Source organism: Micromonospora sp. WMMD708, assembly GCF_049315245.1.
Lineage (GTDB): Bacteria > Actinomycetota > Actinomycetes > Mycobacteriales > Micromonosporaceae > Micromonospora > Micromonospora wenchangensis.
Genome location: NZ_CP186060.1, coordinates 202,125 through 214,762, shown reverse-complemented (window position 1 = coordinate 214,762; position 12,638 = coordinate 202,125). Strand labels below are relative to the sequence as shown.

General features: G+C 74.7%; 12 protein-coding genes. 3 read left to right on the top strand and 9 right to left on the bottom strand.

Translation table 11 applies throughout. From position 1 onward, the window contains the following. Positions 1-34: 34 nt before the first annotated feature. Positions 35-1,012 (bottom strand): Rossmann-like and DUF2520 domain-containing protein, encoded by a 978-nt coding sequence (locus ACN260_RS00930; RefSeq protein WP_422754321.1) that lies wholly within the window; start codon positions 1,010-1,012, stop codon positions 35-37. Between the two features lie 144 nt (positions 1,013-1,156). Next, positions 1,157-2,437 carry a phytase gene (locus ACN260_RS00925; RefSeq protein WP_422754320.1) on the bottom strand — a complete coding sequence of 427 codons (1,281 nt, stop codon included), beginning with the start codon at positions 2,435-2,437 and terminating at the stop codon, positions 1,157-1,159. Between the two features lie 46 nt (positions 2,438-2,483). Between ACN260_RS00925 and ACN260_RS00920 the strand changes: the two genes are divergently transcribed. Both ACN260_RS00920 and ACN260_RS00915 read left to right on the top strand, forming a co-directional pair. Continuing rightward, positions 2,484-3,653: an SAM-dependent methyltransferase gene (locus ACN260_RS00920; RefSeq protein ID WP_422756581.1), complete on the top strand. Its 1,170-nt coding sequence runs from the start codon at positions 2,484-2,486 to the stop codon at positions 3,651-3,653. After that, positions 3,650-4,819 (top strand): NADH-quinone oxidoreductase subunit D, encoded by a 1,170-nt coding sequence (locus ACN260_RS00915; RefSeq protein ID WP_422754319.1) that lies wholly within the window; start codon positions 3,650-3,652, stop codon positions 4,817-4,819. Before ACN260_RS00920 ends, ACN260_RS00915 begins: the two co-directional genes overlap by 4 nt. Before the next feature lie 15 nt (positions 4,820-4,834). On the opposite strand, the gene ACN260_RS00910 is transcribed toward ACN260_RS00915, so the two are convergent. From ACN260_RS00910 to ACN260_RS00895, 4 genes are all read right to left on the bottom strand, one after another. Then, complete coding sequence (locus ACN260_RS00910) at positions 4,835-6,556, bottom strand: hypothetical protein (protein ID WP_422754318.1); 1,722 nt, start codon at positions 6,554-6,556, stop codon at positions 4,835-4,837. 195 nt (positions 6,557-6,751) lie between these two features. Further along, positions 6,752-7,756, bottom strand: coding sequence for a glycine betaine ABC transporter substrate-binding protein (locus ACN260_RS00905; RefSeq protein ID WP_302738727.1), 1,005 nt, complete (start codon positions 7,754-7,756; stop codon positions 6,752-6,754). Between the two features lie 153 nt (positions 7,757-7,909). Continuing rightward, positions 7,910-8,632, bottom strand: a complete 723-nt coding sequence (locus ACN260_RS00900; protein WP_422754317.1) for an ABC transporter permease — start codon at positions 8,630-8,632, stop codon at positions 7,910-7,912. 31 nt (positions 8,633-8,663) lie between these two features. Continuing rightward, positions 8,664-9,350: an ABC transporter permease gene (locus ACN260_RS00895; RefSeq protein WP_088643878.1), complete on the bottom strand. Its 687-nt coding sequence runs from the start codon at positions 9,348-9,350 to the stop codon at positions 8,664-8,666. Between the two features lie 2 nt (positions 9,351-9,352). Between ACN260_RS00895 and ACN260_RS00890 the strand changes: the two genes are divergently transcribed. Beyond that, positions 9,353-10,348: an ABC transporter ATP-binding protein gene (locus ACN260_RS00890; RefSeq protein ID WP_422754316.1), complete on the top strand. Its 996-nt coding sequence runs from the start codon at positions 9,353-9,355 to the stop codon at positions 10,346-10,348. Positions 10,349-10,407: 59 nt separating this feature from the next. On the opposite strand, the gene ACN260_RS00885 is transcribed toward ACN260_RS00890, so the two are convergent. The 3 genes from ACN260_RS00885 to ACN260_RS00875 all read right to left on the bottom strand — a co-directional run bounded on the left by ACN260_RS00885 (position 10,408) and on the right by ACN260_RS00875 (position 12,570). After that, positions 10,408-10,905 (bottom strand): hypothetical protein, encoded by a 498-nt coding sequence (locus ACN260_RS00885; RefSeq protein ID WP_422754315.1) that lies wholly within the window; start codon positions 10,903-10,905, stop codon positions 10,408-10,410. Positions 10,906-10,970: 65 nt separating this feature from the next. Further along, complete coding sequence (locus ACN260_RS00880; protein ID WP_088643875.1) at positions 10,971-11,276, bottom strand: hypothetical protein; 306 nt, start codon at positions 11,274-11,276, stop codon at positions 10,971-10,973. An 82-nt stretch (positions 11,277-11,358) separates the two neighbouring features. Further along, positions 11,359-12,570, bottom strand: a complete 1,212-nt coding sequence (locus tag ACN260_RS00875; protein WP_422754314.1) for an ABC transporter permease — start codon at positions 12,568-12,570, stop codon at positions 11,359-11,361. Positions 12,571-12,638 lie beyond the last annotated feature (68 nt).

Below are 12,638 nucleotides of genomic sequence, written 5' to 3'. Positions count from 1 at the left end.
CGCAAACCCGGCTCACTGGCCCATCCGGGCCCGCTCACGCCGCCACTTCCCGGTGGACGCCCGCCAGGACGTCGAGCAGGGACTCGGCGTCGACCGGGCGCAGCCGGCCCGCCGCGATCGCCCGGTCGGCGCTGCGTCGGGCCAACGCCAGGTAGGGGTCGACGGATTCCGGCGCGGTCTGCGCCAGCCGGGCCAGGTGCCGGCGTACGGTGCCCGCGTCGCCACGCGACACCGGACCGGTGAGCGCGTCGTCGCCGAGGCGCAGGGCGTTCTCCAACGCCGCCCGCAACAGCGGGGCCAGCACCTTCTCCGGCTGGGTGACCCCGGCGTCACGCAGCCGGTCGGCCGCTTCGTTGACCAGGGTCACCAGGTGGTTCGCGCCGTGTGCCAGCGCCGCGTGGTAGAGCACCCGGTCGGTCTCCCCCACCCACTCCGGCACCCCGCCCAGGTCGGCGACGAGCCGGGCCGCCGCCGCCCGCAGCTCCGCCGGGGCGGTCACCCCGAAGGAGATACCGGCCAGCCGGGACAGGTCGTCAGGCGTACCGGTGAAGGTCATCGCGGGGTGCAGGGCCAGCGGCCGGGCGCCCACGGCGGCGGCCGGGGCCAGCACGCCCAGCCCGTGCGCGCCGGAGGTGTGCGCGACCACCTGGCCCGGGCGCAACGTGCCGGCGTCGGCCAGCCCGGCGACCACACCGGCCAGCGCGTCGTCGGGCACGGCGATCAGCAGCAGGTCGACGGCGGCCCGGGCGACCGCGGTGGCGGACCGGTGCACCGCGTCCGGCAGGAGCAGCGCGATCCGGGCCCGGGTCGCCCCGGACACGCCGGAGGCGGCGACCACCCGGTGCCCGGCAGAGACCAGCGCCGCCCCGAGCACGGCACCCACCCGGCCGGCACCGACCACACCCACGGTGAGGCGGGCGGGAAGGACGAACGGGACATCGGGTACGACGGGGCCCTGCGGTGCGGCGACGCCGGGTGGGGCGGCCGGACGCGGGCGCAGCGGTGCGCTCATGGCGACGATCCAGTCCTCGAAGGGGGTACCGGTCGAGGGCAAGTATGCGCCGGGGGCAGGGAACCCGAACAAGGATGTGTGAAAACGTTCACCGACCGCGGGCACCGGCCGGCCGGGTGGCGGCCGGTGGCCCGGTGTGGCAGCTCACCGCCGGCCGCCCAGGAACCCGGCGTCGACGAACTTGAAATTGGTGCCCGGACGCGCCCCGCCGTCCCCGTCCGGCGTCGCCGGGGTGTTCCGGCCGTCCTGCACCACCAGCAGCCCGCCGGGGAAGCCCGGCAGCGGGGTGGCCGTCACCGCCGCCCCGTCGCACTCCTGCGCGCCGTCGAACCGGCCGTCGACCACCGCGAACCGCCCGGTCGGCCGGTTGCCGACCCGGTCGTAGGTGAAGAACGTGTCGTCGCCCTGGCTGGACACGACGAGGGTGCCCGCGTACCGGCCGGTGCGCATGATCGTCAGGCCCTCCACGTCCTGGGCGATCCGCCCGCCGAAGCCCGGGTCGGCGGTGTGGTCGGTGACGCAGTCGTCGGCCGCCGGATCGAAGGCCGCCGGGACGCCGTACTCCCGGACCCGCTCCACCGGCCGGGGTACGCCCACGAACCGGCCACCGACCAGTCGGGTCCGCCACAGGCCGACCTTCTCCTGGGCCAGGTACACCACGCCGGTGGCCGGGTCCACCACCGTCCCCTCCACCTGCGGGCCGTCCCCCGGGTCGGTGCACGGCGACCAGGCGGAGCCGTCCGGCAGCGTGAACGTCGACGGCAGCACCAGCCGCCCCACCGGCCGGTAGCTGACCCGCCCGGCCTGCTCCACCAGCCGGAACACCCCCACCTCCGGGGTGCTGCGCCGGCTCACCACCGCGTACGCGGCCCCGTCCCGGTCGGTGAACGTGCCCAACCCGTACGCGGTGCGCTGGGTGTTCACCTCCGCCTGGTCCCGGCTGAACGCGAACGGCGGCTGCGGCGCGGTCACGTCCACCAACCGCCGCGACGCCGGGTCGATCCGGTAGAACCGCAGCTGGTCCCGTCCCCGGTCGGTGACCACCGCCAGGTCGACCGGTCGGCCCGCCAACCGGAAGCCGCCGACCAGGTCGACGTTGTTGAACCGGCCCGCCTCGTCGTCCGGACCGGGTGCCGGCGGGGTGGCGATCGCCTGCCGCTCCCGGGCCCGCAGGTCGTACACCCGTAGGCCGCCGTTCTTGGCGGTGGCGATCACCAGGCTGCCGGCCCGGTCGGTGGGGTGCACCCAGATCGCCGGGTCGTCGGCGTCGGCGTCGCCACCGGCGGCGTCGTCGAACAGGGCGGGTGTCTCGGCCACCGCCCGCACCGCACGCGGCACGTCGTCCCGGGCGGGCGCGGCGGCGGCACCGGTGGTCGTCAGCAGCAGCGGTACGACCGCCAGCGCGGGGATCACGATTCGTCTCATGCCCGCAGACCGTAGGGTCGGCACGGTGACGGACCCTGAACACGGGATGAACGCGATTCGCTGGCGGGACGCCATGACCGCCGCCCTCTACGGGCCGCACGGCTTCTTCGTCGCCGGGTCCGGCCCCGCCGACCACTTCCGGACCAGCGTGCACGCCTCCCCGGCGTTCGCGGCGGCGGTGTTCCGGCTCGTGTGCCGTCTCGACGCCGCCCTCGGCTTCCCCACCCCGTTCGACGTGGTGGACATGGGTGCCGGCCGGGGTGAGCTGCTGCGCGCCCTGGCCGCCCTGGCCCACGGCCCGGCGACGCCCGACGCGGCTGCGACGCCGCTGGCTGACCGCCTGCGCCTCACGGCCGTGGAACTGGCCCCCCGCCCGGCGGACCTGCCGCCCCACATCGGCTGGACGACCGAGCCCCCGACGGGGATCACCGGCCTGCTGACCGCCACCGAATGGCTGGACAACGTCCCCCTGGACGTGGCCGTCCCCACCGGCACCGGCTGGCGCTACCACCTGGTGGACCCGGACACCGGCGAGGAGACCCCCGGCCCCCCACTCACCCCGGAAGACCTGACCTGGCTCACCACCTGGCACCCCACCCCACCCCAAACCCCCACCCCACCCCGGCCCTCCACCCCACCCCGGCCCTCCACCACCACCGCCCCGTTGATCAAGAGGTTTGCGTCAGGTCCGGGCCCCTCCGTTGACGCAAACCTCTTGATCAACGGGGCTGGGGAGCGGGTGGAGGCCGAGGTGGAGCGGGTGGAGGTGGGGCGGGGGCGGGACCTCGCCTGGGGCGGGGTCGTCGGGCGGCTGCGGCGGGGGGTGGCGTTGGCCGTCGACTACGGGCACCTGCGGGAGCGGCGACCCGTCGGCGGCACGCTGACCGGGTACCGGAACGGGCGACAGGTGCCGCCGGTGCCGGACGGGTCGTGCGACATCACCGCACACGTCGCCATCGACTCCGTCGCCGCCGCCGGTGCCCGGGTCGCCGGGTGTGCGTACACCCTGCTGTCGCAGCGGGAGGCGCTGCGGGCGCTCGGGGCCGACGGCGGCCGACCGGCGCTGAGCCTGGCCGGCACCGACCCGGCCGGCTACGTGCGGGCGCTCGCCGCCGCCTCGGCGGTGGCCGAGCTGACCGATCCGGCCGGGCTCGGTGGACACCACTGGCTGCTCCAGCCGGTCGGCGTCGCCGTCGATGCGCTCATGGCACGATGACCGGCATGACCACGGACACCGGTGAACTGCGCGAGCTGACCGTCGGCACCGGGGCCGGCGGGGAGCAGCTCGGCACCGACATGGTGCTCAACATCGGCCCGCAGCACCCCTCGACGCACGGCGTGCTGCGGCTGAAGCTGGTGCTCGACGGGGAACGGGTGGTCGCCGCCGAACCCATCGTCGGGTACATGCACCGGGGCGCGGAGAAACTGTTCGAGGTCCGCGACTACCGGCAGATCATCGTGCTGGCCAACCGGCACGACTGGCTGTCGGCGTTCTCCAACGAGCTGGGCGTGGTGCTCGCCGTGGAACGGCTGATGGGCATGGAGGTGCCCGAGCGGGCCACCTGGCTGCGGATGGCGCTGGCCGAGCTGAACCGGGTGCTCAACCACCTGATGTTCCTCGGCTCCTACCCGCTGGAGATCGGCGCGATCACCCCGGTCTTCTACGCGTTCCGGGAACGGGAGACCATCCAGGCGGTGATGGAGGAGGTCTCCGGTGGCCGGATCCACTACATGTTCAACCGGGTCGGCGGGCTCAAGGAGGAGGTCCCCGCCGGCTGGACCGGCCGGGCCCGCGCCGCCATCGACGAGGTCCGCCGCCGGATGCCCGACCTCGACAACCTGATCCGGCGCAACGAGATCTTCCTGGCCCGCACCGTCGGGGTGGGGGTGCTGTCGGCCGCCGACGCCGCCGCGTTCGGGGCGTCCGGGCCGGTCGCCCGCGCCTCCGGGCTGGACCTCGACCTGCGCCGCGACGAGCCCTACCTGGCGTACGACCAGCTCGACGTGCCGGTGGTCACCCGCACCGCCGGGGACTGCCACGCCCGCTTCGAGGTGCTGCTCGACCAGGTGTACGCCTCCCTCGACCTCGCCGAGCAGTGCCTGGACCGGGTCGACCGGCTCACCGGTCCGGTGAACACCCGACTACCCAAGGTGGTCAAGGCCCCCGAGGGGCACACCTACGCCTGGACGGAGAACCCGCTCGGGATCAACGGCTACTACCTGGTGTCGCGGGGCGAGAAGACGCCGTGGCGGCTCAAGCTGCGCACCGCGTCGTACGCCAACGTGCAGGCGCTGGCCACCCTGCTCCCCGGCTGCCTGGTGCCCGACCTGATCGCCATTCTCGGCTCGATGTTCTTCGTGGTCGGCGACATCGACAAGTGAGCTGACCTGCGGCGCTCAGCGCCAGTGCCCGCCCGCGCGCGGCGCGTCGTCCCGCGGCGGGTAGCCGTACCGCTGCTCGCCAGCCCACTGCTGGTGGTCGCGTGGCTCGGGCTCCGGGTCGCGCCACGACACCACCGGCTCCCGGTCCCGCCACTGCTCGGCCCGCTGTCCCTCCCACCGCCGGTCGTCGGCGTGCGCCGGCCGTTCCTGGGCGGGCTGAGGCTCGGCGCGGGACGGCCACTGCCCGTCCGGCCGGCCCTGGTCCGGTGGGGTCGCGTGGGCCGGCCACTGGTCGGCCGGCCGGTAGCTGCGCGCCGGCTCCCGCCACTGCTGCGGCACCGGCACCCCGCCGGCCGGCAGCGCGGGACGGTCGGACTGCTCCGGTCGACCGCCACCCCACCGGTCACCGGTAGGGTCCGTCCCGTCCCGGTACGGCTCCTCCTGTCGCACCGAGGCCCAGCGGTCCGAGTAGTGGTAGCCGCCGTCGGCGCGCGCCTCCGCATGGCGCTCCCCGACCCGCACCTCCCGGGCCCGCCCCTGGTCACGCGCCTCGGCCCAGCGGTCACCGGCCGGCGCCTGCCGGGCCGGTACGTCGGCCCGGTCCTGTCCCCAGCGGTCACCGGCAGGCGGCGCGGGCGACTCGGCCCGGTCTCCCGCCCAACCGGACCGACCGCCCGCCGACCAGCCACCGGCCTCCCCGCCACCCGTCGACCACTCCGGCCGGCCCGGCTCGGGCCGGTCGTCGCCCGGCGTCGACCAGGCGGGGCCGGCGGCGGCCGGCCAGGCCCGCTCGTCACGCGACGCCGGACGGGCTGTCCGGGAACGGTCATCCGGCGGGGCCGACCAGCCCCGGCCGGTCGGCTCGGACTGCGCCGACCAGGGACGCTCCGGCTCCCCGCCGGCCCAGGACGACTCGTCCCCGCCGGGGGCCCACCGGCCGGCGTACCCGCCGCCGTAGCCGCCGGCCGGGTCGGGGCCGTCGACGACGGTGTGCCGGGTGGTCACGTGCACGGTCTCGGTGTGCCGCACCACACCGAGCGGGCGGGACGTCGACTCGGCGGCGGGAATCCCGCCGCGCGGTTCCCGGGCCGCCGCTCCGTACACCCCGGCCTGCCCGGTGGGCGTGCGCTCGGGAGCGTAGCGGCGGCCGGTAGGTTCGGCGGGCTCCCGGTCGACCGGGACCCGTCCCCGGCCCGCAGCGACCGGCGCGGCATCCTCCGGGTGGCTCCAGTCCGACGGGGGCTCCTCGACCACGGCCCGTCGCCGGCCCACCGGGGCCTCCGGTGCCGGCTCGGCGGCCGGGACCCGGGCCCGGCCGGCACCGGCTACGGAATCCTCGGCGGGCGGGGCGGCGACGGCGGCAGCCAGCTCGGCCGCCGCGTCCAACCGGCGACGCAACGCGGTGACCTGCTCCTCGGCCCGCTGCGACTGGTCCAGCGCCTGGTTGCCACGCTGGGCGGCGGCCACGATCTCGCTACGCAGCTCGCGCCGGAGCTGCTCCAACTCGTCGAGCACCGACTCGTCGGACGCCCGGGCACCGCCGTCGGCGCGCAGCGCGATGGACAGGCCGATCAGCACGACGGCGGTGATGGCCAGCACCGCGGCGAACCGCAGCGGACCGTTGCCGTCGGCGAACAGCAGGATCAGCGCGGCGATCGGTGCGAACGCCACCCCGATCCAGAACAGGACGGTCAGCAGTTGCGGTCTGCGCTTCTCGGAGACGACCGGGGAGGGCATGGCTGTGCAGCCTACCGAGATGTACGCGGGCTGGGAACGGTCCCAGGGCAGAATTGCCCCGATCTCGTCCGGTACGCCTCGGCGCGACCGGATCGCCGCCGATGAGCATCCGGCCTGGTCACGCGGGGCATGATCGCCCGGTTCCGGGCGGACCCGGTCGCGGTCGGAGGAAGCCGACCGCGACCGGGATCACGTTCAGCTGGTGGCGAGCGCGCCGTCGGACGAGAAGACCAGGCCGACGCTTGCGGTGCCGGTCTTCAGGGCGTTCTTGGTCTGCGGGCCACCGGCGTCCAGCGAGCTGAACGAACCGGCCTTGAAGTCGTAGACCTCCACCAGACCGGCCTGGCACTTCGGCCGCTGCGGGCACTCCGGCGGGCCGGCCAGCACGGTGTCCTTGCCGGAGCACTTGGCCGCCAGGTCGGAGAGGGTCTTCAGGGAGTACTTGTCGGCGAACGCCTTGGTCACCGCGAAGGCGTTCTGGTCCTGCGCCGAGGACGGGGTGCCGAACGTGATGCCCGCCTTGTCACCCTCGGACTTCAACGCGCTGACCGTCTTGTCCAGCTCCGGCGAGGAGACCGGGGTGGCGTCCTTGCCGTTGGCCTTGGTGTTGAGGAACTCGGCCATGGTCGCCGCGTACTCGGGGACGACCTGGATCTCGCCCTTCTCCAGGCTGGGCTCGTACAGCTCACGGTTGCCGATCTGCTGCACCTTGACCTGGTAGCCGGCAGCGGTGAGGGCGATGTTGTACAGCTCGGCCAGGGTCTGGCTCTCGGAGAAGTTGCCCGCCCCGACGACGATCTGCCCACCCGGGCCCTTGGCGATGCCGGTGGTCAGCCCGTTGGCCGAGGCGAACTCCTCGGCCGCCGCCTTCGGCGTCTTGCGGTCCACGTCGACCGCCTTGTTGAGGGCGATCAGCTTCGGCGTGTCCAGCGCGGCGGAGACCTTGTCCAGCGCGGCGAGCAGCTGCGGGTTGGCCACCTTGGCGTTGACCGCCGGGATGATGTTGTCGGTGTTCTGGAGCTTCTTGTCGTCGTCGAGGACGACGAGCTGGTCACCGGCGACCGGGGCGCAGCCCGCACCGCTCGCGCCCTGCTGCGGAGCGTCGGTGCCGGACGAGCCGGCGTCCCCACACCCGGTCAACAGACCCGCCAGGGTCAGGGCGCCCACCGCGCCCGCCGCCAGCCGTGTCCGTACGCGCATCGTGCCCGCCTTCCGTGTCCCGGCGCGACCCCGGGCAGGGCCGGCCGCGTGTCCGACGGGCGACGGCCGCCGCCCGCGGGTTCACCCAATATCCTTCCGGACCGACCGACAAACTCTGAACCACTTTCGTCACGTGATCGTCACGGAAAGGGATCAGTTCCCCGCCGTGGCGTCCGCCGCCCGCCGGTTGGCCGCCCGCCGGGTACGCCGCAGCGGTCGCGGGGTCACCGCCCGCTCGACCAGTGCCAGCACCCCCTCCGCCGCCAACGCCAGCCCCGCCACCAGCACCCCACCGGCGATGATCTGCCCGCCACCGGCCGCGATGTCCAGCCCGAAACCGGCCCGGATGATCTGGCCCAGCCCTCCGCCGTTGACGAACGAGGCCAGCGCCGCCGTCGCCACCACCTGGACGGCGGCCGTACGGAACCCGGCGGCCAGGTACGGCACCGCCAGCGGCAACTCCACCCGGCGCAGCACCTGCCACCCCGACAACCCCATCCCGCGTGCCGCGTCCCGGGCCTCCGGGTCGGCCTGCCGCACCCCGGTGTACGCGTTGGCCAGCAGCGGCGGCACCGCGAACACGGCCAGCGCGACCACCACCGCCGGCCGTCCGAAGCCGAGGAAGGTCAGCGGCAGGATGGTGAGCAGCGCCAGGGTGGGGATGGACAGGGTCAGATTGGAGATCAGCACGACCGCGCCGCCGCCGCGCCCCGAGTGCCCCAGCCAGAGACCGATCGGCCAGGCCACCAGGCAGCCCAGCAGCACCGCCGCGGCGGACATGCTCAGGTGCTCCCCGATCCGGTCCAGCACCCCACCGGGGTTGGTCCAGTTGAGCGGGTCGTTGAGCCAGACCACCGCCTGCTGCACCGGATTCACCGGACGGACCTTTCGTTCGTGACTGCGGAGATCATCGGGGGCGGCTCCGCAGCCAGGGGGTGAGCAGGCGGCCCACGCCGGCCAGGATCAGGTCCAGCACCAGGGCGAGCAGGACACAGAGCAGCGTGCCGGTCATGATCTGGGCCTTGTAGAAGTTGTTCTGGAACCCGGCGAAGATCAACTGCCCCAGGCCGCCCCGGCCGATCACCACCCCGACGGTGACCAGCGCGACGGTGGAGACCGTGGCGAGGCGCACCCCGGTGAGGATGCCGGGCAGGGCCAGCGGCAGGTCGATCCGGAACAGCCGGGCCCACCGGCCGTACCCCATGCCCTCGGCGGCGTCCCGCACCTCGGGAGGCACCTGGTTGAGCCCGGCCACCGCGTTGCGGACGATCACCAGCAGCGCGTACAGCACCACCACGGTGAGCACGGTCACCGCCCCGATGCCCAGGTAGGGGGCGATGAACGCGAACAGGGCCAGGGAGGGGATCGTGTACAGCACCCCGGTCAGTGCGAGAATCGGCCCGGCGAGACGGCGGTACCAGTAGGCCAGCACCGCCAGCGGCAGGGCCACCAGCGCGGCGAGCAGCACGGCCCGGCCGGTCAGCGAGGCGTGCTCGCGCAGCGCGGCGAGAATGGTGTCAGAGTTGTCCCGCACGTACTGCCAGGAGAACCACGGATTACCCGGCTCGGCCCGGTAACTCAGGTGGAAGGACACACGTGGACGTTACCCCCGGGGGCACCGGCGACGCAGGACACAGCGCCGCCTCGATCACGCTCGACGGCATCCGCAAGCGGTACCCCGACGGCACCGACGCGGTCCGCGAGCTGAGCCTGGATGTGCCGGCCGGCGAGCTGGTGGTGCTGATCGGCCCGTCCGGCTGCGGCAAGTCGACGGTGCTGCGGATGGTCAACCGGCTGATCGAGCCGACCGGCGGGCGGATCATGCTCGGCGACGAGGACATCACCCGGGTCGACCCGGTGAAGCTGCGCCGACGGATCGGCTACGTGATCCAGAACGTCGGCCTGTTCCCGCACCAGACGGTCGCCACCAACGTCGGCACCGTACCCCGGCTGCTCGGCTGGTCGAAGGAGCGGATCCGGCAGCGCAGCGGCGAACTGCTGGAGCTGGTCGGGTTGGACCCGGCCCAGTTCGGACGCCGCTACCCGCACGAACTGTCCGGCGGTCAGCGGCAGCGGGTCGGGGTGGCCCGCGCGCTGGCCGCCGACCCGGTGGTGCTGCTGATGGACGAGCCGTTCTCCGCCGTCGACCCGATCGTGCGGACCCGGTTGCAGGAGGAGTTCCTCCGGCTCCAGGCCGAGGTCCGCAAGACCATCGTGCTGGTCACCCACGACCTCGACGAGGCCGTCCGGCTCGGCGACCGGATCGCGGTGCTCTCCGAGGGCGGCCGACTGGAGCAGTACGACACCCCGGCGGCGCTGCTCGGCACGCCCGCCTCGCCGTTCGTGCGGGAGTTCGTCGGCGCGGACCGGGGCATCCGTCGGCTCGCGGTCACCCCGGTCACCCGCGAGGTGCTCGACGGGGAGGCCACCGACGCCACCCTGCCGGAACTACCGCTGGGCCGCTCGGCGTACGACGCGCTGGCCGCGATGCTGACCGCCGGCACCGACACGGTCGTGGTCACCGCCGACGGCCGGCCGGCCGGCACGCTCAGCCGCACCCGGGTGCTCGACCTCGGGCAGCCCGACAAGTAGCCGGCGCGGAGGGCGCCACCCGGACCGGCCCGGCGGTCGGGGCGCCGGCCGGCTGTGGGTCAGGCCCGCCCGCCCAGGCTGGCCAGCCCGATGATCCAGCCGGCAAAGAAGCCGTAGCCGGCCCCGGTACCGGTGGTCTCGAAGGCCGCCAGCAGCGGGCCGTCCGCGGTGAGCAGCGCCGCCAGCAGGGTCGCTGCCGCCGCGGCCAGGGTGTACGCGGCCCAGCCGGAGAAGAACTGGCTGGCCGACCCGGGCACCCGGGCCACCTGACCGGCCGGCAGCAGGTAGAGCAGCGCCCCGGCGAACAGCAGCAGCAGGATGGCCCGCAGGTCGGTGGCGAGCACCCCGTGCTCCGGGGTCGACTCGACCCGCCAGGCGGGCCAGGCGAGCAGCCGCAGGTACCAGCCCCCGGCGGAGTTCGGGTCGGTGTGTGCCTCGGCCCAGCGGACGTACCAGGGACTGCCGCCGACGACGACGAGGATCAGCGCGGCGAGGGTGCCGGTGCCGGCGGCGGTGCCGTACCCCTGCACGGTGCGGGGGCGTTGGGTGAGGGCCATGCGGCGGGAAGTTCCCGACCCGCCACGGCCGGCAAACCTCTCCCGCCAGCCGGCGGGCCGGCCGCTCAGTGCTTCATCAGGTAGTCGATGAACGCCGCCCGCAGCAGCGGCGCGGACTCCTCGTAGCCGTGCCCGGTCAGCTCCCGCCACAGCGCCGCCGCCTCGTCGATGGTCGGCCCCACCGAGTTGGGTGCCCCGTCGAGCGCGGCGGCCTCGTCGGCGTTCGGCAGGTGCCGCAGCACCGACCAGAAGAACCCGACGTCCCGCCGCTCCCGGGCCCGCGCGAAGGCCCGCTCCCGCAGTTCCTCGGTGGAGAGGGCGTCGAGCTGGTCGAAGGTGTGGCCGGTGCCGGCGGAAGGAGTCTCGGTCATGCCCGCGAGCCTAACCGGAGAGATCGTCGCCGGCCCGTCGTCCACGCCCGGTCGCCGGTCGCACCGGTCCGGGCTCGGGCGCTCACCGCCCGTCGGCGTCCCAGCGGGGTGGCGCGCTCGGCCAGCGGGGGGCCTCCCAGGGGTCGGGCGGGGTGTCGTCGGTCGTCCGCTCCGGCAGGGCCGGGGTCCAGTTGCGCGCCTCCCCGCCCGGGGGCATCGACCAACCGGAGCTGATCGCCCCGTCCCGCACCGGCGGCAGCTCCACCTGTTCACCCGGGACGGTGCGGGGCCGGCCGTAGGTCTCGACCAGCCGGGTCACCAGCAGGCCACCGGCCAGGGCCGTCCCACCGACGGCCCACCTGTCGGTCGGCGCGCCGACATCCTGCGCCCAGGTCAGGTAGGTCACCACCAGGCCGACCGCGAGCAGGGCGCCGAAGATCCCACCCCGCCGACCGTACGCGCTGGTGCCGCCGAACATGGACACCCCGACCGCGAGCACCGTCCAGTCCAGTCCCGACGCCGGCGTCACCGGGCCGTCCGCGTTGGCGGCGACGAGCACCCCGGCGAGCGTCGCCAGCACGGTGGAGGCGATCAGCGCGGCCGAGGTCACCAGGGCGGCGGCCATCCCACGGCGGCGGGCCGGGTCGGCCACCGGTCGGAACCGGCCGACCAGCCGGCGTACGGTCCGGATCGCGCCGAACGCGCCGAGCAGGACGACCACCGCGGCGAACCCGGCGAACAGGTAGTAGGCGTTACGTCGGGGGTCGTAGTCGGCCTGCACGGCCACCGGCAGGTTCCGCCGTTCGATCCAGACAATCACCCCGGCGGCGGCGGCGAGGCTGGCCGCCCAGCCGGGCACGTGCAGCACCACCACCGCCCAGGCCAGGGCCAGCCCGCCCAGCGCGGCGGCGACCAGGGCCGGGACGACCGCCGTGGACACCCCCCGGTCGCCCTGCTCGGCGAAGTGCAGCGCGGCGGCCAGCGCGACCGGGCCGATCGCCAGGTTCACCGCGGCGGTCCGCAGGCTCAGCCCGGCGGCGAGGACGAGCAGGCCGAGCGCGACCGCGTCGACGAGCAGCCGCCGCAGGGCGGCACCGCGCAGCGCGTCCGGGTCCTCCCGCCACAGCAGGTAGGCCAACGCGGCGAGGGCGAGCAGCAGCGCCAGTTCCCAGACCACATGCACGCCGAGCCGGTCCCGGCCGGGTTCCCCCTGCTCCGGGTCGTCGAGGACGTTCTCGGGTGCGGTCGCGGGCACCTCTGCCGACGCGGTCCGGCCCGGTTCGTCGTACACCATGCGGTGCGCCTCCCAGGTGACCGGCCGTCACCGGTGACGGCTGACTGTGTTCCGGTCGCCAGGCACCG

Bases quoted from the DNA above. Each gene is read 5' to 3' on its own strand.
- ACN260_RS00885 (WP_422754315.1), bottom strand. From the start codon at position 10,905: ATGGCCCTCACCCAACGCCCCCGCACCGTGCAGGGGTACGGCACCGCC.
- ACN260_RS00925 (WP_422754320.1), bottom strand. From the start codon at position 2,437: ATGAGACGAATCGTGATCCCCGCGCTGGCGGTCGTACCGCTGCTGCTG.
- ACN260_RS00930 (WP_422754321.1), bottom strand. From the start codon at position 1,012: ATGAGCGCACCGCTGCGCCCGCGTCCGGCCGCCCCACCCGGCGTCGCC.
- ACN260_RS00920 (WP_422756581.1), top strand. From the start codon at position 2,484: ATGAACGCGATTCGCTGGCGGGACGCCATGACCGCCGCCCTCTACGGG.
- ACN260_RS00910 (WP_422754318.1), bottom strand. From the start codon at position 6,556: ATGCCCTCCCCGGTCGTCTCCGAGAAGCGCAGACCGCAACTGCTGACC.
- ACN260_RS00875 (WP_422754314.1), bottom strand. From the start codon at position 12,570: ATGGTGTACGACGAACCGGGCCGGACCGCGTCGGCAGAGGTGCCCGCG.
- ACN260_RS00915 (WP_422754319.1), top strand. From the start codon at position 3,650: ATGACCGGCATGACCACGGACACCGGTGAACTGCGCGAGCTGACCGTC.
- ACN260_RS00905 (WP_302738727.1), bottom strand. From the start codon at position 7,756: ATGCGCGTACGGACACGGCTGGCGGCGGGCGCGGTGGGCGCCCTGACC.
- ACN260_RS00880 (WP_088643875.1), bottom strand. From the start codon at position 11,276: ATGACCGAGACTCCTTCCGCCGGCACCGGCCACACCTTCGACCAGCTC.